Origin of the sequence: Limosilactobacillus mucosae (assembly GCF_013423865.1) — a bacterium.
GTDB lineage: Bacteria > Bacillota > Bacilli > Lactobacillales > Lactobacillaceae > Limosilactobacillus > Limosilactobacillus mucosae.
In genome coordinates this window covers 892,563-913,575 of the sequence record NZ_CP058954.1, presented here as the reverse complement: position 1 = coordinate 913,575, position 21,013 = coordinate 892,563, and the positions used below count along the sequence as shown (strand labels likewise).

At 48.2% G+C, this 21,013-nt stretch carries 17 protein-coding genes, 2 pseudogenes and 1 other annotated feature; of the genes and pseudogenes, 3 read left to right on the top strand and 16 right to left on the bottom strand.

From position 1 onward, the window contains the following. Nucleotides 1–35: 35 nt before the first annotated feature. Nucleotides 36–268, bottom strand: a binding site (T-box leader). 92 nt (nucleotides 269–360) lie between these two features. From H0G69_RS04370 to H0G69_RS04340, 8 genes and pseudogenes are all read right to left on the bottom strand, one after another. Continuing rightward, nucleotides 361–1,536, bottom strand: a complete 1,176-nt coding sequence (locus tag H0G69_RS04370) for an MFS transporter (protein WP_180305285.1) — start codon at nucleotides 1,534–1,536, stop codon at nucleotides 361–363. Between the two features lie 129 nt (nucleotides 1,537–1,665). Next, nucleotides 1,666–2,775 (bottom strand): annotated as a pseudogene (gene wecB / locus H0G69_RS04365) (non-hydrolyzing UDP-N-acetylglucosamine 2-epimerase). A 1-nt stretch (nucleotide 2,776) separates the two neighbouring features. Further along, nucleotides 2,777–3,840: pseudogene (locus H0G69_RS04360) on the bottom strand (glycosyl hydrolase family 8). Between the two features lie 78 nt (nucleotides 3,841–3,918). Then, nucleotides 3,919–5,211 (bottom strand): glycosyltransferase family 2 protein, encoded by a 1,293-nt coding sequence (locus H0G69_RS04355; protein ID WP_180305284.1) that lies wholly within the window; start codon nucleotides 5,209–5,211, stop codon nucleotides 3,919–3,921. Between the two features lie 84 nt (nucleotides 5,212–5,295). Next, a complete protein-coding gene (locus H0G69_RS11055; protein ID WP_275691268.1) occupies nucleotides 5,296–5,418 on the bottom strand; it encodes a hypothetical protein in 123 nt (40 codons plus the stop codon). Between the two features lie 9 nt (nucleotides 5,419–5,427). Beyond that, nucleotides 5,428–6,255, bottom strand: a complete 828-nt coding sequence (locus tag H0G69_RS04350) for a hypothetical protein (RefSeq protein WP_180305283.1) — start codon at nucleotides 6,253–6,255, stop codon at nucleotides 5,428–5,430. Nucleotides 6,256–6,715: 460 nt separating this feature from the next. Further along, nucleotides 6,716–7,909, bottom strand: coding sequence for an aminotransferase-like domain-containing protein (locus tag H0G69_RS04345; protein WP_370817807.1), 1,194 nt, complete (start codon nucleotides 7,907–7,909; stop codon nucleotides 6,716–6,718). Between the two features lie 134 nt (nucleotides 7,910–8,043). Beyond that, nucleotides 8,044–8,205 carry a hypothetical protein gene (locus H0G69_RS04340; protein ID WP_180305282.1) on the bottom strand — a complete coding sequence of 54 codons (162 nt, stop codon included), beginning with the start codon at nucleotides 8,203–8,205 and terminating at the stop codon, nucleotides 8,044–8,046. 149 nt (nucleotides 8,206–8,354) lie between these two features. On the opposite strand from H0G69_RS04340, the gene H0G69_RS04335 reads away from it, so the two are divergent. Beyond that, nucleotides 8,355–9,899, top strand: coding sequence for a gluconokinase (locus H0G69_RS04335; protein WP_180305281.1), 1,545 nt, complete (start codon nucleotides 8,355–8,357; stop codon nucleotides 9,897–9,899). 47 nt (nucleotides 9,900–9,946) lie between these two features. Here H0G69_RS04335 and H0G69_RS04330 read toward each other — a convergent pair whose 3' ends face one another. Further along, nucleotides 9,947–10,825 carry an alpha/beta hydrolase gene (locus H0G69_RS04330; protein WP_240164376.1) on the bottom strand — a complete coding sequence of 293 codons (879 nt, stop codon included), beginning with the start codon at nucleotides 10,823–10,825 and terminating at the stop codon, nucleotides 9,947–9,949. A gap of 163 nt (nucleotides 10,826–10,988) precedes the next feature. Between H0G69_RS04330 and H0G69_RS04325 the strand changes: the two genes are divergently transcribed. Beyond that, nucleotides 10,989–11,255 carry a DUF454 family protein gene (locus tag H0G69_RS04325; protein WP_180305280.1) on the top strand — a complete coding sequence of 89 codons (267 nt, stop codon included), beginning with the start codon at nucleotides 10,989–10,991 and terminating at the stop codon, nucleotides 11,253–11,255. Between the two features lie 48 nt (nucleotides 11,256–11,303). On the opposite strand, the gene H0G69_RS04320 is transcribed toward H0G69_RS04325, so the two are convergent. Continuing rightward, complete coding sequence (locus H0G69_RS04320; protein WP_143113316.1) at nucleotides 11,304–11,501, bottom strand: hypothetical protein; 198 nt, start codon at nucleotides 11,499–11,501, stop codon at nucleotides 11,304–11,306. Nucleotides 11,502–11,617: 116 nt separating this feature from the next. Beyond that, complete coding sequence (locus H0G69_RS04315; protein ID WP_180305279.1) at nucleotides 11,618–13,945, bottom strand: Aq_aa27 family P-loop NTPase; 2,328 nt, start codon at nucleotides 13,943–13,945, stop codon at nucleotides 11,618–11,620. A gap of 259 nt (nucleotides 13,946–14,204) precedes the next feature. Here H0G69_RS04315 and H0G69_RS04310 point away from each other — a divergent pair, with 259 nt between their 5' ends. After that, on the top strand, nucleotides 14,205–14,546 hold the full coding sequence (locus H0G69_RS04310; RefSeq protein WP_045025376.1) for a helix-turn-helix domain-containing protein: 342 nt from the start codon (nucleotides 14,205–14,207) through the stop codon (nucleotides 14,544–14,546). 38 nt (nucleotides 14,547–14,584) lie between these two features. Here the strand turns inward: H0G69_RS04310 and H0G69_RS04305 are convergent, their stop codons facing one another. The 5 genes from H0G69_RS04305 to proB all read right to left on the bottom strand — a co-directional run bounded on the left by H0G69_RS04305 (nucleotide 14,585) and on the right by proB (nucleotide 20,796). Further along, the gene (locus H0G69_RS04305; protein WP_180305278.1) at nucleotides 14,585–15,484 is read right to left on the bottom strand and encodes a DNA/RNA non-specific endonuclease; all 900 of its coding nucleotides are present in this window, start codon (nucleotides 15,482–15,484) and stop codon (nucleotides 14,585–14,587) included. 28 nt (nucleotides 15,485–15,512) lie between these two features. Then, entirely contained in the window at nucleotides 15,513–16,895 is a 1,383-nt protein-coding gene (locus H0G69_RS04300; RefSeq protein ID WP_370761039.1) for a C69 family dipeptidase, read from the bottom strand. Between the two features lie 99 nt (nucleotides 16,896–16,994). Further along, nucleotides 16,995–18,428, bottom strand: a complete 1,434-nt coding sequence (locus H0G69_RS04295) for an amino acid permease (RefSeq protein WP_180305277.1) — start codon at nucleotides 18,426–18,428, stop codon at nucleotides 16,995–16,997. A 295-nt stretch (nucleotides 18,429–18,723) separates the two neighbouring features. Beyond that, entirely contained in the window at nucleotides 18,724–19,965 is a 1,242-nt protein-coding gene (locus tag H0G69_RS04290; protein ID WP_180305276.1) for a glutamate-5-semialdehyde dehydrogenase, read from the bottom strand. Further along, a complete protein-coding gene (gene proB, locus H0G69_RS04285) occupies nucleotides 19,966–20,796 on the bottom strand; it encodes a glutamate 5-kinase (RefSeq protein WP_045025381.1) in 831 nt (276 codons plus the stop codon). It abuts the gene before it with no gap. Nucleotides 20,797–21,013: the final 217 nt, after the last annotated feature.

Below are 21,013 nucleotides of genomic sequence, written 5' to 3'. Positions count from 1 at the left end.
AAAATCACTCCTTTTAATAAAAAAGCCCGCCCTGGTTAAAGGACGAGTTTTTTCGTGATGCCACCTTTATTTGCCGTCTTGTCGCCAAAACAGCCTTATCAAGTCATTGACTCAGCGAGATAACGGTCGCTTGCCGGTACTGACTACTCATTTCGCCAATACGCCATTAATCCAGGACCATCTTCATTGCCAAAGTCTGCTCTTTTCCACCAGCCAAGAGCTCTCTGAAAGGCTTAAAGCGACTACTCATCCCAGGGGCATCGTTTCGTTTTAATTATGAGTTAATTCTAATCACTTTTTAATGAATGTCAAGGCTTATTTTTAAAATCAACAAAGGCTCATTGGCAGTCGTCATTTTGCTCAGTCAGTACCATGTTTTTGATTGATGCGGTTTAAGAAAATCATCAATCCACAGGCAACCCCGGCATAAACAGCACCGCCTGGCCCAACCGCGCTCAAGCCATGCATCTTAACCAACAGACTGCCCGTTGCCGATCCTAACGCAATGCCAAAATTGGAAAAAATCGAGTTGATCGAAGACGCCATGACTAAAGAAGCCGGATAGTCATGAGTAGCGATATCGATAAAATGCAGCTGAATCGGTGAATTGATCAGATACATCAGCATGCCGATCAGCATAATCACAATCATGGCAAGCCACCGCCAGTCAAGGCTGATCGCCAGCATGGCCAGCAACATGAGCTGCAGACCATGCACAAGCGGCATTTTGCGCAAGCCGCCCAGTTCAACCAGCCGGCCAGAGAACTGATTGCTAAACAAAGACATCAAGCCATACAGAAATAAAAGCAGCGTGATCGCGCCGGTCTTAAAATGCAGTGGTCCTGCCAGCAGCGGTCTTAAATAGGTGTAGAAGGTATACGTCGCGGCTAGGTTAAACATTGGCAGCAGCATCCCGATATAGATGCGGCGATCACCAAAGATTCTAAACTGATCGCTGAAACGCTGCGATGCCCCCTGTCTGAGATCAATCGGCAGACTGGCCCGCATCATAAATAAGATGACTAGGCTGACGATAACGATCACACCAAACGTGGCCCGCCAGCCAAAGTGCATTGAAATCCAGGTACCCACTGGAACGCCAAAGACTGAGGCAATTGAAAAACCAGAAAAGATCCAGGCAATCAGCCCCGCCCTTTTTTCAAGCGGCGCCAGACTGTTGGCAAATGTCGTTGCAATCGAGATGATTACCCCAGAAACGATTGCCGTGATCACCCGCGCAGCTACCAGAATCGGATAGCTGGGCGCGGCCATCACCATTGCATTGCCTAGAATAAAAACAATCCATAATACCAGCTCGACTTTCAGCAGACTGCGCGTTCCAATCAGCATCGTAATCAAAGGCGTACTGATTGCATAAACCAGCGCAAAGATCGTTACCAGCAGTCCGACAATGGTTACCGGCTCATGAAACGTCTTGGCAATGTCAGGCAGGACGCCGACGATAATAAATTCGCTAAAGCCAAGCGCAAAGGCAATCAAGACCAATACCAGGCTTTGCATTCGATAATTCTTCACTTTTTTCTCCCTACTCCATAAATTCAAATTATTTTTAGTCTAGTCCTGTTTGAGTTAGTTAGCCAGTCCATCAATAAAAAAGATCCCAGCTGCCTAAAGCTTGAGACCGGGATCATCTTAAAATATGTATCAGTTTTTGGCATTTAAGAACTGCTTGCAGATGGCAACGATGCGCTCAGCAGCATGACCATCTCCATATGGATTAGGAGCCTGCGCCATTTTTTGATAGACGGTCTGATTACCAAGCAGCTCCTCCATTGCCTGGGCGACACGGTTCGGATCCGTCCCTACCAAACGCAGCGTGCCGGCCTTGACGCCTTCTGGACGCTCGGTCTCGTCACGCAGCACCAGCACCGGCTTGTTTAACGAGGGCGCCTCTTCCTGCACGCCGCCTGAATCGGTCATAATCAGATAGCTGCGCGCGGCCAGATTATGAAAGTCAACCACGTCTAAAGGAGCAATCAGATGCACACGGGGCTCGTCTTTAAATACCGCCTGGGCAGCCTGCTGCACCTTGGAACTTAGATGCACGGGATAAATGACCTCAACATCGGGATGCCGAGCAACTTCTTTTTTTATAACCTCAAAGACTCGCTGCATGGGGGCGCCTTGGTTTTCGCGCCGATGCATCGTCAGCAGAATGATGCGCTGCTGGGGCGAGATCTTAGCCAGAACGTCATGGTGATAATCGCTTTGAACCGTATACTGCAGAGCATCAATCGCGGTATTGCCGGTCACGAAGATCCGACTGGCACGATGATGCTCCTTTAGCAGATTGGCTTGACTGAGCTTGGTTGGCGCAAAATACAGATCGGCCAGGTCATCGGTCAATTGGCGATTCATTTCTTCTGGATATGGCGAATACTTGTCCCAGGTACGCAGACCAGCTTCCACATGACCAATTGGAATCTGATGGTAAAACGCACTAAGGCTGGCCGCCATGGTCGTACTGGTATCGCCATGCACCAGAATCAAGTCGGGCTTTTCCTGCTGCAAGACGCGCTCCATCCCCAGCAGCACCCGACTGGTAATCTGGGTCAGCGTCTGATTGGGCGCCATAATCTTTAAGTCGTAGTCAGGTTGAAAATCAAACACTTCAAAAACGGTCTGCAGCATTTCACGGTGCTAGCCAGTCGTTACGACCACTGATTTTAAAGCCGGGTCTTGGGCCAGCAGCTTGATTACTGGCGCCATCTTGATTCCTTCCGGCCGCGTGCCGATTACCGTCATAATCTTCATTTTAGTTCAGTCCTTCCAAAGTCGCGTCATAATAGTTTTTACGCGTCAGGGGGTGGCTGAAGATGTACTTTTGACTGTCAAACAGATTGTCATAGCCTTCGCCACGATGATGACTGACGGCCAAAAAGATCGGTGCCGAAAAGCTGGCCGACTGATGCTTAACCAGACGTTGGCCGCTTAACGAGTAGCCGGCCGTGACATATTGCTGATGACTAAAGAAACGCAGCATCTTCTTTAATACTTTTGAGCGCGTGGATCATCAGAAGCCGCCAACATCATTGGTACCCGGCAGGCATTAAAACTATAATTGCCGTCCTGCTTGGTAGAAATCGTATTGGGTTTGACTGGTTTGGCCGAGTCGCGCGTAATCCAGGCAAAATCAGGAACCAAGCCGGTGTGATGCTGACGGCTCAGATCAACCAGCCGATCCAGCATTGTATTGTTGACGGTCTGCCAGCGCGAATCGCCCGTTGCCTTAGCCAAGATCTTAAACACATAGGGCATTACATCAGAAGTACGCATCAGCCGCCAATACGCTGAGTCTTTGGTCACCCAGTCGCCAACCGTCAACGCTCTGGTCTGTGGATTATACTCATAGGCCAGAATGTCGCTGCTCAGTTTCTTAGCCAGGCTGCGATAATAGTCTGCTTTTGACGGCCACTGTCGAGCTGCTGCCACTAATGCCACGTCAATATATACATCGCCATCGGTTGCACTGTTGACGTCTGCTACCCACTGATGATGCCGGTTATAGTACTGTCGCCAAGACATCAGATAAGTGGGCGTCTGATGCTGATCGCCAACGTAATCACGATGCGCCAGCCAGTAATTGACAAAGCGATCAAAATCTTTTTGACTCGCCCAGCCTTTTTTAGCGGCCATGATCGTAATCCACATGCCATAGCCCCGTGATTCGGACAGTGCGACCGGTTTTTGATGGTTGTTGTTCGTACTGGTATTGACAAACGACTGATCAGCTCTGGGATGCATGACATAGCTTTTTTCCCAGGTCCGATACATGTTCTGCTGCAGACAGACTGGATTGGTCACCCGCACCCACAGCAAGGTTCCCAGATAAACCGCGGCAATCAAGCCAACAAAGATTCAGGTATATTTATTGAGCTTCATTGCAATCTCCCATCATCAATCATCAAAGCGCTTGGTCTTTACCCAGACGTTGCCGTTACGGTGCAGGATCGCATCTAAAGTTACCGAGATGACCGCATGAACGGAAACGACGATAAACAGCTGCGAATAGGTAAAATAAGAGGCAAGGGCAAGCCAAAGCTGACTGGTAGTCGCCTGACCAAACTGCGACGACATGGCAATACTGATCTGTAAAACGTACAGGTTGATCATCAAAAGCCAGTTGAATAAAAGCAGCTGCGCAATTAAGATGTTGCTTTCGCCAAAAGTAAACGGCACCGTCAGACTAGGCACTACCAACCGCAAAAGCAGCGTGACCACGTTGGCAAAAAAGATCACATCCGATAAAACGATCGCCACATTGAACCAAAAGAACGTCTCCAGCTTAACGCGCCAGTTGCTGCGGTCAAACAGATGTCTAAAATTATGGATCACCACCTGATAGTTGCCCTTTGCCCAGCGCAGTCGCTGAAAGTAGTAGTCATGCACTGTCTCAGGCTCCTGCTGAAAGGCCTCCGAGTTATAGGCCAATGCAATCAAGCGGTTCTGCTGCATAATCTTAAACGAGATGTCGGTATCTTCTGTCAGCGCCCCATTGCGCCATCCGCCAATTGATTTGACGAAGCTGGTCTGAATGATGAAATTGGTTCCCGGAATCCGGCCAATCTTAAACATGTGCCAGATGCCGCAATGCTGGATTCGCTGGGTTACGACGATTTCTTGATTAATACAGCGCGTCAGAAAGTTCTGCTGTGCGTTTCGCGTTTTGTTGCGGCCAAACACCGCCACATAGCGTTCAGGTTTTTCTAGCGCTTTTTGTACCAGAAAATACAGGGCATTACGCTCGGGAATGGCATCCGCATCATAAACACCAATATATTCGCCATGTGCAATCTTTAGAGCATCGTTGAGCACCCCTGCCTTGCCGCCCGTACCGTGACGATTGATGATCTTGACGTTGCGGCCAAAATAGCGGGGCTGCGCAATTAATTTATGCATTTCTTTTAACGTGTCGTCGCTGCAATTATCGGCATACAGCAGCAGCTCGGCCTTGTCCTGGGGGTAGTTGAGCTCCAAAATCGCCTTGGCAGTCTGGGCAATCACGATTTCTTCATTATGAGCCGGCACGACCAGGGTGATCATGGGATAGCGTTTCAATGGCAAGACATCAGCACGAATCTGGCTGTGCTTGAGCCAAAAACTGGTTGCTCCGCTCAGCGTAATGATCGACATCAACAGTGAAAGCCAGATTGACACCAACGTCACGACCATCATTATTTCACTGATCATCAGCCGACTTCACCCCCAGTTCCTTTAATCGCCGCTTGATGTGTTCTTTAGGCGGCAGCTTTAAAAGATCATCTTTGGCCTGCGTCAAATCGTTTTGACCAAGCCATGCGTTTCCATCTCTTCAATGCGATAATAGATGATCCAGTTACAGATAAACAAAACAACCATTGCCAGTAAAAAAAGCATCGTAATTACCGTGGCCAGCAAAAAAAGATCCTAACCATCGATCACATTTCCTTTCAGATATTCGGTCACAATGTCAGTCTCCATCTCACGCTGCAGGTGCCGACCAACTTTTTCAAACGTCATGAAGTGCGCCACGTTTTGACGATCGATTTTTTGCGTTCCCAATTTATACTGAGCCGCGGCCCCATTGACTTCAATCTCGCCAAGCAGTCTTTTGGTTTGATCATTCAGCTGCTTTAAGACCCGATCCGACAGTTCATTCGAAATAATCATGAACGTGGCGTTGCCAAGATAGTAAAGCGATTCAGAGGGCAGCCGATCAAGCTTCAGAACCCAGGCAATCTCTTGGAGCATCTGATTATATTCCTGCTCATGAAACTGTTGAAACTGGGTGCTGTGTGCCCAATGAATGGCTGATACGTTGATCCAGAGGTTGACGTCGTCGCGATCATGAATATACAGTATGCACTTTTCATACAGCTTGACCGCATTATAGCGAGTCAGCAGCTTAGTGACGGGATCATAGTGGGCCGCGTATGACTGAATCTCGCTGCGGTTTTTGTCCAGCCAGCCCCAGCCAGTGATCATTTCTCTGGCGACTAAAGTTAACGAGGCAATCACGGGAAAAGTGAACAGCAAGGCCAGCTTGATCGGTGCCGCGATCACTACATAACCAAGCAGCAGAATTGCACTGCCCAGCGTCGTTAATGCAATGATCAGCCAACTGATTAAGATGCTGGGAATCATCATCTCTACCAAAACGCCCAATCCAATCATAACGGCCATGGCAATCATCATATTGGTCTGGTAAAGCGATGACCAGATGATCAAGGCCATCGAAGCAATGATTACCATCATAATCGCCAATTGAAAAACAGAATCGAATGTCGGCGAAACATTGTCATCCCTCCATACTAGTTTTTGATTGATAAAGATAAAACGTACTATTAATATAATTATTTTTACTAAAAGTTACATCGGTATACTTACTGATCAAAAGCTAACTATAAGTGATAGCAACGATCTGATAAAATCCAAACGGCCTTATTCCTATAATTATTTTTATAAATAAATTTTTCCTAATTTTTGATTAAGCAAGCTGTAAGCAATGGCTTGATTTTATTGTGTTTCCGAATTCTTATCCGGTTTTATCGATTACGTAAATATGGTTCGCTGGGTCTGGCCGGCATTGGCGATATTTGTCGCGGATTTTAATCAATCAAAAAAACTGCCAGCTAAGCAGCTGACAGTCCGTATTTCATTAATTATAAAACGTTGGCTGAAAAATTAATGAAACTAAACTCAATAATCGTTCGCATTACTTGTTTTCATTAACAGCATCAGACAAGGCCTTACCCAGACGCTTCAGACCTTCTTCGATCTTGTCTTCCTGCATGTTGGAGTAGTTCAGACGGAAGGTGCCTGGTTCTGGCTTACCGGCAAAGAATGGATCACCGGGCACGAAGGCAACCTTTTCCTTCAAGCACTTCTTGAACAGCTCAACCGTATCCGTAACCCCAGGAACCTTAACCCAAAGGAACATCCCGCCTTCTGGATTCGTGTACTTGACACCTTCTGGGAAGTACTTCTTCATGCCTTCAATCATCAGGTCTTTGCGCTTGCCATACAGAGCACTGATTTGGTCAACGTGCTTGTTGATGTCGTTTTGCGCAAAGAATTCAACAACCGCCCATTGTGCCAATTGATCAGTGTGCAGGTCGGTTGACTGCTTCAGAACCGTCAGCTTGTCGATAATTTTCGGATCACCCAGAACCCAGCCTAAACGGAAACCTGGTGCCAGAATCTTGGAGAACGTGCTCATGTACAGTACATGGTTGGTGGTGTCAAATGACTTGATGGCTGGTACGTGTTCACCTTCAAAGCGAATATCGCCGTATGGGTTGTCTTCCAGCACCATAACATCATATTCAGCAGCCAGTTCGGCAATCCGCTTCCGACGATCAACCGGCATCGTCTTGCCAGTTGGATTTTGGAAGTTGGAAACCGTGTACAGCAGTTTGGCCTTTGGGTGGTTCTTCAGCGCTTCTTCCAGGGCATCGACACGCAGCCCTTGATCATCTTGAGCCACAGAAACAAACTTGGCGCCATAGGAACGGTAGACATCCAGCGCACAAAGGTAGGTTGGATCCTCTACCAAGACTTCATCGCCTTCATCAATAAAGGCCTTGCCGACCAGATCCAGCACTTGTTCAGAACCAGTCGTTACCATGACGTTTTCTACCTTTGAATCAATACCTTCACGTTCCTTAACGCGCTTGGTAATCAGTTCGCGCAGTTCCGTTACCCCGCGCGATGCACCATATTGCATGGCTTCGCGGCCGTGTTCGTCAAAAACCGTATCGACCGCTTTTTTCATTTCTGCGACGGGGAACAGTTCTGGCGCTGGCAGGCCCCCAGCAAATGAAATTACTGATGGATCAGCCGCTGCTGCCAGGATTGCACCAACTGCGTCCGTACCATCTGCTGGAACCCGTTTTGAAAATTGAACCATTCCGATCACTCCTATTCATTCTTAGAAACAAATTATTAATGAATCTCATTAAATTTTAATATGGCTATTATAATAGTCGCATTTTTTTAATTCTGCAAGTCCTTTTGCTAAAAAAATTAAGTCGTGGCGATCTATCAGTTGACATGACGGCGCAGACTCTGCATCAGTAGTTGTTTGGCAGTCGCTGAAACCGTCATGCCATGGTTTTGGGCATACTGCTGCAGTTTCTGATAGGCAGCCATTTCTTCCGGTGTTTTCCAAATGATTCCCGTTACTTGGCCATGTTCTTTTTGCATTTTTTCACCTTCTGTTGGTTTTTGTCTATTTTAACATTTTTATGGCTCAAAAATTATCGTGAGTGGTTTCACAAAATCTTTTGAAATGCTTGAACCACTGCCTGGCTTTTTTTATACTTGTATTTAGAAACTAGAAATGAGGGGATCAAATGGATTACTTGATCGGCGTAAACATTGGCACCACCTGCACCAAGGCAGTTTTATATGACCAGGACTTCAATGCGTTGGCAAGCGCGTCTCGTTCACATCATCTATTCCGCGATGAGCCGGAAATGTTAGAAGAAGACCCAGACGAAATCTTCGACACGGTCGTTGACACGCTGCACGAGGTCGTTGGTAAGGCAGATCTAAACAACGGCACGCTGCGGGGCGTCTCTTTCTCAAGCATGATGCACAGTCTGATTGGCCTAAACCGCGTCAATAAGCCACTGACGCGCGTATTGACCTGGGGCGACAATCGTGCAGCCAAGTACGCGGCCGAAATGAAGCAAAACGGCGCAGGACTAAAGATCTATCAGCGTACGGGCATGCCAACTCATCCAATGGCCCTGCCCTATAAACTGATCTGGCTTAAAAATGAGCACCCCGAGATTTTTGAGCGCACGACCTGCTGGCTGGGCATCAAAGACTATGTTTTCTGGCGGCTGTTTGGCGTTTTGAAAACCGATATCTCATCAGCCAGTGCTTCAGGTCTGTTAAATCTAAAAGAGCTTGACTGGGACAAGGAAACCCTCAAGCTGATTGGCATTTCGGCCGACCAACTGCCGCAGCTGGCCAGTCCATACGAACAGGTACGGGGACTGCGCAGCCAGATTGCCGCTAAGATTGGTCTGCCAATAGATACGCCATTTATCCTGGGCGCAGCTGACGGACCGATGGATAATCTAGGGGTTGGCGCTTTGGATCAAGGAACCACGGCTATTACGATTGGCGATACTTCCGGAGCGGTCCGGGTAATTACTGATCAGCCGCGCTTTGACATCGAAGGGCGCTTGTTCTGCTATGCCCTGGATGAGGAGCACTGGGTCGTTGGCGGTCCCATCAATGCCGGCAATACGGTATTCAGTTGGGCTGGCGACAAATTGTTTGCCCCAGAAAAGCAGCTGGCCAACATGATGCATGAAGAAAGTCTGGATGTTGTGGCCAAGATTGCTAAAACGATTCCTGCTGGTTCAGACGGTCTGATCTTTCACCCCTTCTTAAATGGCGAGCGGGCCCCCATGTGGAATGCCAACGCCCGGGGTTCATTCTTTGGTCTGACGCCGCACCACACTCGGGCACACATGGCACGGGCCGTTTTGGAGGGAACCGTCTATGAGCTTTACGCGATCAGTCTAACTCTGGAAACGGTCGTCGGCGAACCACGGCAGATCATGGCAACTGGTAATTTTGCCCGGTTTGGCCTGTGGCGGCAGATCTTGGCCGATGTCTTTCAAAGTCCCGTGGCCATTCCGCAAGAACAGGACAGCCGAACCTTGGCCGCCGTAGTCATGGGTATGAAGAGTCTGGGAATGATCAAGAAAATCGATGTCATTAAAGAACACCTTAAAAAGGCCGCAACCTGTCAGCCTGATCCGGTTACCTATGATATCTATCAAGCGCTGGTACCAATCTATGTTCAGCTCAGCAGCGATCTGCAGCAGGAATACAATGCCATTGCCGACTTTCAGCATAAGTACTGTCACTTTAACTAATTACAAAAAAGAGCGCGTTTTACCGTGCTCTTTTTTTGTCAGCAATGCTATTTCCCCCAAAGTGTCTGCATGACGTAATCCAGGATCGCCTTTTTTTCATGCAGCTGACGATGAGTGGTTTTGGGATACCAGCGCTGTACGTATTTGACCGGGGTATTTTTAAACAGCGTTGCCATCATTTGCGACTGGATGTTGGGAACCTCGCCATCCGTCTTTTGATCAGCCTCTTTACCCATAATATTGTAGACGGCCTCATTTTTAGCAAACCGTGCTTTTTTTACCTGCCGCAGCAGCTGCTTGAATTTCGCGTCCCGCGACTTTTTAAACAGCCAGGCCGTATACTTGGTATTGGTGCCAAAGCTTTCTTCTACCGGCACGCCCAACAGTACGATTTTTTGAAACGCGATTTCTTTTTGTAGTCTCTGATTGCTTAGATAGGCGTGGAGAAATTCCGTCCCACCATAAGAATGCGCGACGATATTCAAACGCTTGACGTGATAGCGCTGATGCAAAACGATCAGAACCTGCGTCAGCTGATGCATCTGCGGTTTGAACGAAACGTTATAATTCCAGTCATACAGAATCTGGATCAGCGGATTTTTCTTACCCTTGAGACTGCCCTTAACGCGCACCTGACCAGTCGGCGAGACGCGCACGACCATGGCACTTTGCGCGATATTTTCATTTTGAGCACGCTTGATAAACGTATTGAAGGTAATCGTGTTGCCGCCCTGTCCTGGGATCAAAAGCGTCGGCGTATCGGTATAGCTGACATCGGAGCGTAGCTGATGCATGTTCAAGGGCTGGCTGGGCGTTCCCTTCAATAAATAAAGCTGAACGGCCATCGCAATTATGATAATGCCAAAAACCAGGTACCACACCCGTTTTAAGACTATCTTGATCACCAGCTGCTTTTTATTCAGCATTACCATCATCCCTTATCATCAAACTAGCCTAATTATAACGCACCGCTGGTTGAGCAAAGATTAAAAAAGACTCAAGGCCGATTCGTTTTCAATGCGTTTTGAAGCCAAACGTGCTATAATCTTGCCAACAAAATCAAGTCGCGTTTATAAAGGAGATGACCGTATGCTGATCATTTTGGAGAAAATTGGCTGGGGAATGCTGACACTGACCGGTTTTGTCGGTGGCATTATTGGGTTGGCACTGCCCGTAATCCCTCAAGTACCATTTTTCCTGCTGGCGCTGTTTGCGCTCTCTAAGCTGTCGCCTCGCTTCCATCGCTGGCTCACGAGTCGCCATTGGTATCAGCGCATGGTCGTTCCAGTATTGGAAAAGTTCCATACCAAGCGCCAAACCAAAAAGCGCGTACTGATCAAAGCGGAACAAGACTAAGCAAGCTGATCAAACAAAAAGGATTTTAGCCTCATGCTAAAATCCTTTTTATCTTGACTGTTTGTTTTTAGGGACGTCATGGCTAACCATAGTCATCGCTGCCAATGCCAGACCGAAAACGATCAAGAAGACATCAAAATAGCCAAACCAGGTTGACCAGCTGCCTTGATATAAAATCGCTGACAAAAAGATCAGTACTCCGCCCCAGAAGAAAACGTCCTTATAAAATTCTCGATTAAAACGCATCTGACAAACCTTCCTTGAGTTAATTGTTTAATTAAACTATCTCTAGAAGATATTGTAAACCCTTTCGACCGCTAATTTCAATTCAAAACTAAAAGCGGCTGTTCAAAGATGATTGCCTAGCCAAACAGTCGTGCCCAAAAGCCCTTCTTTTTTCTTGGCGGTTCGGCAGCTGCTGAACGTTCCGGCTCCGCTGCTGCTTCCTTGGCAAAGTCGGCGTCTTCAAGATAGGGATCGGGCTCGCCAATCCACTTGAAAAAGGCATCCTCTTTGATCTCCATAAACTTGCCGCGTTTGCCGTTGATGCCATCGACACAGATCTCAACCGGCAGCGCGTTACGATACTCTTCAATACTATCAGCACTGAAGCCGTTAAAGGTATTGAGCTTAGAGATGTCAAACAGCAGACTGTGCTTATCGGCATAGTGCTTAAAGTCCTCAGTCTGCGTCAGATACAGCTTGGCCCACCGACTCCGCGCGCTTTCGCGAAAATCGTCGCAGATGGCATCGGCAAAGAAGTCAGGCAATGGCAGATCCGCCATCTCATAATATTCTTTGAAAAGCTTGCGCGTATTGGCCAAAAAGTCCAACCGCCCCGTCTGTTTATCAAAAGTCCGCCATGGCGTCTCGTCGTCACTGAGCAGCGTGGCCATCCGAACGACAAAATCCTTGAAGAGCGTGTTGTTTAGGGTCTGCCGGACGTTGTAGATATATTTGTTGGCCTCGCCTTTTTGCGCCTCGTCAATCACCTTGTCGATCTGCAGGTAGTAGGTCCGGCGCGCCGTTTCTCGCAGCATGGTGAACCCGGAGTCATAATTGGTCGTACCAATCAAAGGCGCCACGGCATGTGGATGGTTGACCAGATCATTCATGGTGTCAACGATCAGATGCCGACTGTATTGATCCTGCTGGAAGAAATAGGGCTCGATCTCATCGACCAAGACTGGGTAGGTACTGCCGGTTTTCATATAGTGCTCTAACGCCTGAACCGTCTTCAGCTTCTTTTGCGGCGTCTCGGTTGGATAGATCGTACCAAAGTCAATCAGCGAGCGGTCCGTATTCCAGGTCAGCTGATTGATGATTCTAAGCAGCGTTGACTTGCCTGAGCCTGCCGTAGCTCCCAACACCAAAAAGTTGGGAACGTCATTGCCGTCTTCCGGATTGAGACTGGCCTTAGAGCGAATCTCCCATAAAAATGGCGCCGTAAAGCTGTATAAAATAGCCTCATAAAAGCGCCGGCCATAATCAGGCGTGTAGTCGACCACGTACTTGGCATAGCCCTGCATAACGGCATCAATGCTCTTTAAGCCGTCGCGGATCTCGCTGATGGTGGCCAGCTTGCCAAATGGAATTGGATAGGTTCCCGCATCGTTTGGCACGTACAGGCCGCTGTTGTCATTGGCCAGATTCCGCTCCATTGGCCGATCATACAAAAACGTGGTGTATTTTTTCTCGGCGGAGCGTTCCTGCGGCGTCATATCAGTCATCAGCGTCTGCCGCACTCGTTTATAGATCTTTTCGCGCGTCTTGAGCGTTGGCTTGGCAGCTCGTGGCGAGACCGAGTCCTTTTGCAGGTTGAAGATGGCATCCTGTTGATGAATCGAACGCTCCAGCTCATCTTTTACCAAGGCTCGATCAGTCGTAATGTCGCGCATGGCCTTGGTAATCTCCTGGCCAACGATTCCCCGGTCGATCTGCTGCTGGACGTCATGTGAGATCAGCTCGGTCATATCAGCAATCGCGATTTGGTCAGTCGTCTCATTGCCAAGAATGATCACGTTACCGACGTCTTTACCAGCTTTTTGATCCTTTTTCATGGCATCCAGCTGTTTTTGCGCGGCACTCAGCAACTCAGTGGAAAAATAATTTTTTAAAACTGGTTTAAGATCGTTCTTAAACCGTTGCATAAAATTAGCATATAAGGGACTATTATCAAACACCAGTATTTCTTCAAGCTGATTATGATGCTCATCAAAAGAAGCCGCGGTCAGGTTGATGCTGCCCAGAATTACCCGCGTTTGAGCGCCGGTATCATCGCTAAGCAGATAAAAGCGTGAATGAATGGCCTGCACGGGAGCCTGCTCAACCGTGTACAGACCATTCAGCACGTTCAGCTGATTCTGCCCGCTCAAAGCCTCAAACAAACGCGCCGGCTGCTTATTGGCAACGGCCAGCAGTGCATTCGTCAAAGCACCTTTAGTGGCCGTCTCATCCGCAGTCTGTGGCGTTGTCTGTTCTGGAGCACCTAGGGCAATTTCAACTTGGATAAAGTCGCTGAGATGCTGATTAAAAAAGTCGGCATCCAGCTCCCCGGTAACCGCCGTCAAGCGACTGAAGCGGCGAGTGTCAAACAGCTGACGAATCGTCAAGCGTGGCACCTCTTGATTATTAAAAACGTAGTGGACCCGTCGTCTTTGACTGGCCGAATTTTGCGTCGTCGTACTCATAAACTGGTTCCTTCTTCGTCATCGTTTTATACTATGTTCCATTTTGCTGTATTTTTATAACGTTTGCAAGTTTTGGCCCTAAAGAATGACAAGCAAATTTGTGTGCACTCACCAGGATTTTATTTTATGCAAAAACCAAATTACTCAAAAATTCTGTGAATTCTATAATATGTGCATTAATTGTAAAAATTGTTTCTTGAAACCGTTTATTCGTAACGTTAAAAATTTCAAATTTTTTAGTTAGATTTAAAAAGAGGGGGTGCCGGAAATTTTAAATATAGGCGAGAATATCAGAGCCTTCCGTAGAAGCCTCGGGATAACACAGGAAAAACTTGCTGAAGAAAGCGGTTTGTCTGTCAATTTCATCTCACGATTAGAGAGAACAAGTGATCAAAACGTCAGCATCAAAACGCTTAACAAGATTGCCCACGCCATGCAAATCTCAACTGCACAATTGGTCGAGGACAGTCAGCGTGACCGCGAAACCTCTCTTTCAGTTAATCAGTTAATCTACCAGCTAAAATCGATGGATCCACAGCAGGCTGATAAAGCAGCCTATGCGATTTTACAGTTGATTGACGCGATTAAAGATACACAGTAAAAAAACAGTCGACGTAATTTTTCGTCGACTGTTTTTTATTAATTGCTTGCCGTTACGGCGCCAGTTGCGTAATTGACTACAATATTATTTTGAACGTTGGGCACGAAGACATTAAACTCAAGACTGCCGTCACTGGACTTAGCTTCAATATGTGCGCCTGATGGAACCAGATTGGCACCATCATAAATATCGGTTACCCGATAGCGCACCTTCTTGTTTTGATCAAGTGCCTTTCTAACCAGTCCTTCATAGTAGTTCTGCCCGGTTGAGCTCTCGCTGGCTGCCTCATTGGCCCAAGCCGTCTGCGTGGCGATGTTTTTCGGATTCGACTCTGAGGCATCAAATCCTGAAATTCCGCCAACCAGCGCGTAACCCAGCAAGTGGCCGCGGTCATAGGCATGCGATGGACCATTGGTAAGATTCGTTGCCTGTAAAAAGCCCTCTGGTTTCCAACTGGTAGCGCCGTTGCCGGTCTGGTCACGACTGCGATACTGACGCGTCGTCTTGTTCAGCCAGGCCTCGCCTCGCCAGGCTCGCCCGCGGCTGTCGGTATAGTTGACGGCATATGGCGCGCTGCTGACGCTGGCATTCAGCTGGGTCTGGTTATTATTGACAATGTATGCACCATGCCCATTCCAGGTCAGACTGCCGCCCAGCTGCTGTTTAACGCCTTCTGACAAAACCGAGGCGGCCTTGGTCTGACTGGGCGTGATCAGCGTACTGGAACCCTGCTGACTGCCAGTTGAGCTGCTGGTCTTGTTAACCAGGCCATTCAGCTTTTCTTTTAACTGACTGGCTAAAACGGCTGAACTACTGGAGGTGCTGGTAGCCGTGGCTGAATTGTCAGTCTGCGTCCCCGGCTTGATCAGACTGCTGAGGGCAAACAAAACTACGAAAGCCGTCAGCCAATGCAGGACTCGACGCGTTTTCTTCTTCATTTATTTCTCCTTGACTATCAAATGATTATTAATATTGCAGTTTCTCATGTTTAAAGGCTTCTTTGACCATCCTGCCCAACAGCTTGGTACTCTCGGTCAGCGAGATCTGCGCCATCTGATCGTTGACTTGCGTCAGTTCGGCACTGATCTCATCGATTGTCTGTACGCGCGCGTCGGTTTGGGACTGCAGCTGACGACAGGCCGCCATAACCGTCTGCTCAAAGCCTTCTTCCATCATTTCATAGCGTTGATAGTTCTGATCGCCCAGCGCCGCCAGCGTATGCGTCAGCCAATACATATTCTGCAGATCAAAGTCGCTGGTCGTATTCTTATATGGTGCCGGCGTGTCTTCAACGTTGGCGTAAAACGGCACCACGGCATTAAACGTATTGGGACCGAATGCCAGCCAGTGCACGCCCGCAATCGAGGCCGGTACATGGTTTCTGATCTGCAGCATGTGAATTTCAAGATTGCGGTTTAACGCGATCGGTCGATATTTGTGCTGATCGTTTGCACATCCCTGACCATATGGATCAAAGTCGGTATGCTGAAAATGCATGCTCATTGCCTGCTTGATGTCTTCAATCGCCAGTTTGCGCTTTGGATGACAGACAAACGGCAGATCCTGGTCAGTCGGAAGTTTTTGTTCCTCATCGCTCAGCAGCTTTTGTACGTACCAGGCGCGCGGATAATTATAGCGGGCATCGCTGGCCGTACGACTGCCAAAGATCTCGCGCAGGTTCAGGCCATGTTCAGGATTCAAGTGATAACGATTGATAAAAGCCGGCAGATCAGCGGCATACATAGTCGCATCGCTTTCAAAGTCATAATCGGTAATGTTGAACTGATTGGGCGCGATCACATAGGCATCATCGGGAATCTTTAAAGCCGCCCAATGATGACCGCCAATCGTTTCAAAATACCAGACCTCATCTTGATCACTAAACGCAATACCATTGGATTCATAAGTGCCATATTTTTCCAAAAGATGGCCCAGCCTTTTGACGCCTTCGCGAGCCGATTTGATATAAGGCAGTACCAAGGTGACAAAATCCTCTTCGCCAATCCCGCTGTCCGAATTGTACGGGTCGGCTCCCAGTACACGGGCATTGGTCGTAGCGGTTTCGGTTGCGGTCATGGCAACATTGGCGGCATTGATACCACCGGCCGCAAAAACACCAGCACTATCGTCAGCATCGGGCACGGCCGTATACTTGAGCGGATTTTCCGGCAGCTCAAGCGTAAAGCTGGTCGTCTTAGAGGCATAGTGGCGCGGCTGCTCCTCTGGCTTGACGACAACAAAGCGCTGTGGATCAAACGCGTTGCCATAGTCTTCTTGACGACAGATCAAAGTCGATCCATCAATCGTGGCTGCCTTTCCAGCCAAAAAAGTCGTACAGGTATGTTTCACTGCGATCCCTTCCTTAATTTCATAATTATTAAAAATTATAGCATACTGTCCCTGCTAAAAAGCGCCTGGCCAATTGACCAGACGCTAATTTAATTTCCATTAATGTTTCTTTAAATGATGCTCATTTTCAAAATCAGCTTCTTCGCTGGCCTCGGGTTCTTCATGCTTGCGGACCCGAATAAAGTAGATCAGCGACATGATTACCAAGAAGACTACCCCGACCGAAACTGAAACCCGCGTATCTGGATTGATAAACATGAATGCCAGAATAATCAGCAGGGCTGCCGTGGCAAAATAGTTGTAGAACGGATACAGCGGCATCTTAAATGGGTGGTTATTCATTAGATCGGCATTTTGTTTTCTAAACTGCAATTCAGAAAGCAGGATAACGAACCAAGGCACCATCCCGGGCAGAACCGAGGCACTGTAGACGATAACGAACAGGTTGGAAGCCGTTTTGCTCATCTGCGTCAAAATGGTGTTAAGGATAAAACCAATTAAAATCCAGCCGGCAATCGTCAAAATCGCGACGTTTGGCACCACGCGCTTGGACAGCTTAGAGAAGAATGGCGAAACCTCATGATCAACCGACAGCTTAAACAGCATCCGGCTGGCACTGTAGATTCCCGAGTTGGCACCCGACATTGCTGCCGTCAACACGACAAAGTTGATCAGACCAGCTGCTCCCGTGATGCCGACTTTTTCAAACGTTTCAACAAATGGGGAGCCAACCGCGCTCAGCTGATTCCAAGGATAGATGGAAACGATCACGAAAATAGCTCCAATGTAGAAGATCAAGATTCGCCAGATCACGGATTTAACCGACTTAACGATGGCTTTTTGCGGTGAGGCCGTTTCCCCTGCCGCAATCCCCAGCAGCTCGATCCCTTGATAAGAGCCAGCAATCACTGCCAGCGAGAAGAAGAAGCCTTTCCAGCCATTCGGGAAAAAGCCGCCGTGCGACCAAAGATTGGACAGACCGACTGGATGCCAGTTGTTGCCCAGACCAAAGACGATCACCATTAAGCCGACCACGATCATCAAGATAATCGTAACGACCTTAACCATGGCAAACCAAAATTCCAATGATCCATAGGCCTTTGCCGAAACCAGATTGGCCAGCGTCAAGATAACGATCAGAATAATGCCGGAAAGCCAGTCTGGCAGATTTGGCCACCAATAGTTCAAATACTGCGACATTGCAATGACGTCCGAGATCCCGACAATAATGAACTGAAAAACGTTGCTCCATTTAACCAGATATCCCGACAATGGATTGATGTATTTAGTACCATAATCGGCAAACGATCCCGTACCTGGATTTAAATAGATCATTTCCCCCAAAGCCCGCATCATGGCATATAAAACCAGACCAACTACGGCATAGGCCAACAGAACGGATGGACCGGCCCATTTAATGGTTGAGGTGGCCCCCATAAACAAACCACTGCCAATCGTCCCACCGATAGCAATCATTTCCATCTGTCCAGTCGTCATTGACCGGCGCAGATGATTGTTGTTCTGCTCTTCCATAATAAAACTCCTTTATTTTTAACCAAACAAAAAGCCGATCGAATCCACCTATCTCAATCCCACTTAAGATTTAGCAAGTGGTTGAGCGGATTCGATCAGCTGTTGGCTGCATTATTGATATCCAGATTGAAGAACTCAACCACTTTAAATTGTTGTGGTTGAGGTGGAGGTTAGCTGAATTAGGTACATTTCACATAGCATGTTTAGCATTTCAACTTCCTCCTTAAAACTTAGTACGCTATTAGAATAGCATTAGAAAACAATTTATGCAACTCATTTATCCATGTTTAAGAAATTAGCGACGAATCTGGCCATTACCGATGATCTGATACTTGATCGTCGTCAGCTGCTCCAGCCCCATTGGTCCTCTGGCATGCAGCTTTTGCGTACTGATGCCGATCTCAGCCCCAAAGCCAAACTGACTGCCATCCGTAAACCGCGTTGAAGCGTTGATATAAACGCAGGCTGAATTGATTCGGTTCAAAAAGGCCTGACCACGTTCTAGATTATCAGTAATAATGGCTTCTGAGTGGTGAGTACTGTGGGCATTGATATGCTTGACGGCATCATCAAACGAATCAACGACCTTCACTGCCATGATCAAGTCATTATATTCAGTATCCCAATCGGCTGCACTGGCTGGCTGCATGTCAACGATCGCCTGGGCCCGCTCATCACCACGCAGCTCGACGCCATGAGCCCGTAGACTCTTGGCCAGGACCGGCAGATAAGCAGCGGCCACGTCTTGATGGATCAACAGCTTTTCGGCCGCGTTGCAAACAGATGGCCGCTGCACCTTGGCATTGACCACGATTGCCTGTGCCATTTTCAGCTGCGCGTCCTTATCGACATAGATGTGGCAGTTGCCGGCGCCGGTTTCGATTACCGGAACGGTTGCCGTCTTAACTACGCGCTGAATCAAGCCGCGGCCGCCCCGGGGAATCAAAACGTCCAGATAATCGTCAAGGTGCATCAAATCGCCAGCCGTTTCATGACTGGTATCCGTTATCAACTGTACGCTGTCTTTTGGCAGATCCTGGTCTGACAGTGATTGCCGCAAGACATTGGCCAAAGCGGCATTGGTATGCAGTGCTTCCTTACCGCCCCGCAGAATTACGGCATTGCCGCTCTTAAACGTCAAGGCTGCAGCATCAACGGTAACGTTTGGCCGCGCCTCAAAGATAATACCGATTACGCCTAAAGGAACGCGTTTTTGCAGAATCTGCAGTCCATCAGCCGTATACCAGCCCTTATCAATCTTGGCAACGGGATCTGGCAGCTGCGCGACTGTCTTTAAGCCGGCTGCCATGTCTTCAATGCGCTTTTCATTGATCAGCAGCCGATCGGTAAATTTCTTGGGCATATCAACGGCCTGCTGCATATCAAGCTGATTGGCCGCGATGATTGCTTCTTTAGCAGCTAAAAGGTCCTGGGCCATCTGCAAAAGTGCCTGGTTTTTGGCAGCCGTATCCAGTAGCATCAGTTCCTGTTCGGCTGCCTGAGCACGCTGGCCCATTTTAATCAATGTCTCGTTCATTTAAAATTCCTCCTTGTCAGTTGCTAACGGCTTGATTGAATGCCGGCCAAAATGCGTGCCAATTGGCTGACCATTGACCACCTTTAAGATTACCCGCGGATCCTGACCATTGCACAGAACCATTTGCCGATCCGCGTTTAAAATCGTTTCGGCAGCTTTAAGCTTGGTCACCATTCCGCCCGTGCCAAAGCGCGTTGACGAACCGGTCGCGCTCAATCTGATTGCCGGGGTGAGTTCTGCAACGTTTTCAATCAGCTTGGCATCGGCATTTTTGTGCGGATCCTTATCAAACAGACCATCAATATCCGACAAAACGATCAGCAGGTCGGCCCCGATCCGCGTGGCTACTAAAGCCGAAAGCTCATCATTGTCGCTGAAGGTCGTGTGATGATCCAGCTCGTCGACACTGACGGGGTCGTTTTCATTAATAATGGGAACGATCTTTTGCTGCAGCAGGGCCTCAATCGTATTCAAGACGTTGGTGCGATTAAGCGGATATTCCAGATTGTCGCGCGTCAACAAAAGCTGCGCGATTCGCGTCTGATAGTCCAAGAAGCGCTGAGAATAGATGCGCATCAATTCGACTTGGCCTAAAGATGCCAACGCCTGCTGCTCAGCAATAGCTGCCGGCCGCTGCGTTTTATTCAGACTGGCCAGCCCCGCCCCCATGGCCCCCGAAGATACCAAGACGACCTGGTAGCCGGCATTGTTCAGTGCAGACAGCGAATAGGCCAAGCGATCAATTGAAGGCAGATTGATCCGCCCGTTTTTCATTACCAGACTGCTGGTCCCTACTTTGACGACCAGCCGCCGAATCATTTTTGCTTCCATATGCTTACCTCGTTAAGACAAAAAACACGCCCTTAATCGAGACACCAGTGACGGCGGTACCATTCTCGTTTAAAGACGTGCTTTACCCTTTTAAAAAAATATTTCAATGTAGTCAGCTCGCGACAGGATTTCGGATGCTTGCTCGCCTTTGCAGCTACCGGCGATTCTCTGAACGATCCTTAATTGATTCGCGATGATATTATCTGAACTATAAAAT

Bases quoted from the DNA above. Each gene is read 5' to 3' on its own strand.
- H0G69_RS04355 (WP_180305284.1), bottom strand. From the start codon at position 5,211: ATGATCAGTGAAATAATGATGGTCGTGACGTTGGTGTCAATCTGGCTT.
- H0G69_RS04345 (WP_370817807.1), bottom strand. From the start codon at position 7,909: ATGGTTCAATTTTCAAAACGGGTTCCAGCAGATGGTACGGACGCAGTT.
- H0G69_RS04295 (WP_180305277.1), bottom strand. From the start codon at position 18,428: ATGGAAGAGCAGAACAACAATCATCTGCGCCGGTCAATGACGACTGGA.
- H0G69_RS04325 (WP_180305280.1), top strand. From the start codon at position 10,989: ATGCTGATCATTTTGGAGAAAATTGGCTGGGGAATGCTGACACTGACC.
- H0G69_RS04335 (WP_180305281.1), top strand. From the start codon at position 8,355: ATGGATTACTTGATCGGCGTAAACATTGGCACCACCTGCACCAAGGCA.
- H0G69_RS04320 (WP_143113316.1), bottom strand. From the start codon at position 11,501: ATGCGTTTTAATCGAGAATTTTATAAGGACGTTTTCTTCTGGGGCGGA.
- H0G69_RS04350 (WP_180305283.1), bottom strand. From the start codon at position 6,255: ATGATGGTAATCATTGCTTCGATGGCCTTGATCATCTGGTCATCGCTT.
- H0G69_RS04330 (WP_240164376.1), bottom strand. From the start codon at position 10,825: ATGCTGAATAAAAAGCAGCTGGTGATCAAGATAGTCTTAAAACGGGTG.
- H0G69_RS04290 (WP_180305276.1), bottom strand. From the start codon at position 19,965: ATGAACGAGACATTGATTAAAATGGGCCAGCGTGCTCAGGCAGCCGAA.
- H0G69_RS04340 (WP_180305282.1), bottom strand. From the start codon at position 8,205: ATGCAAAAAGAACATGGCCAAGTAACGGGAATCATTTGGAAAACACCG.
- H0G69_RS04305 (WP_180305278.1), bottom strand. From the start codon at position 15,484: ATGAAGAAGAAAACGCGTCGAGTCCTGCATTGGCTGACGGCTTTCGTA.
- H0G69_RS04315 (WP_180305279.1), bottom strand. From the start codon at position 13,945: ATGAGTACGACGACGCAAAATTCGGCCAGTCAAAGACGACGGGTCCAC.
- proB (WP_045025381.1), bottom strand. From the start codon at position 20,796: ATGGAAGCAAAAATGATTCGGCGGCTGGTCGTCAAAGTAGGGACCAGC.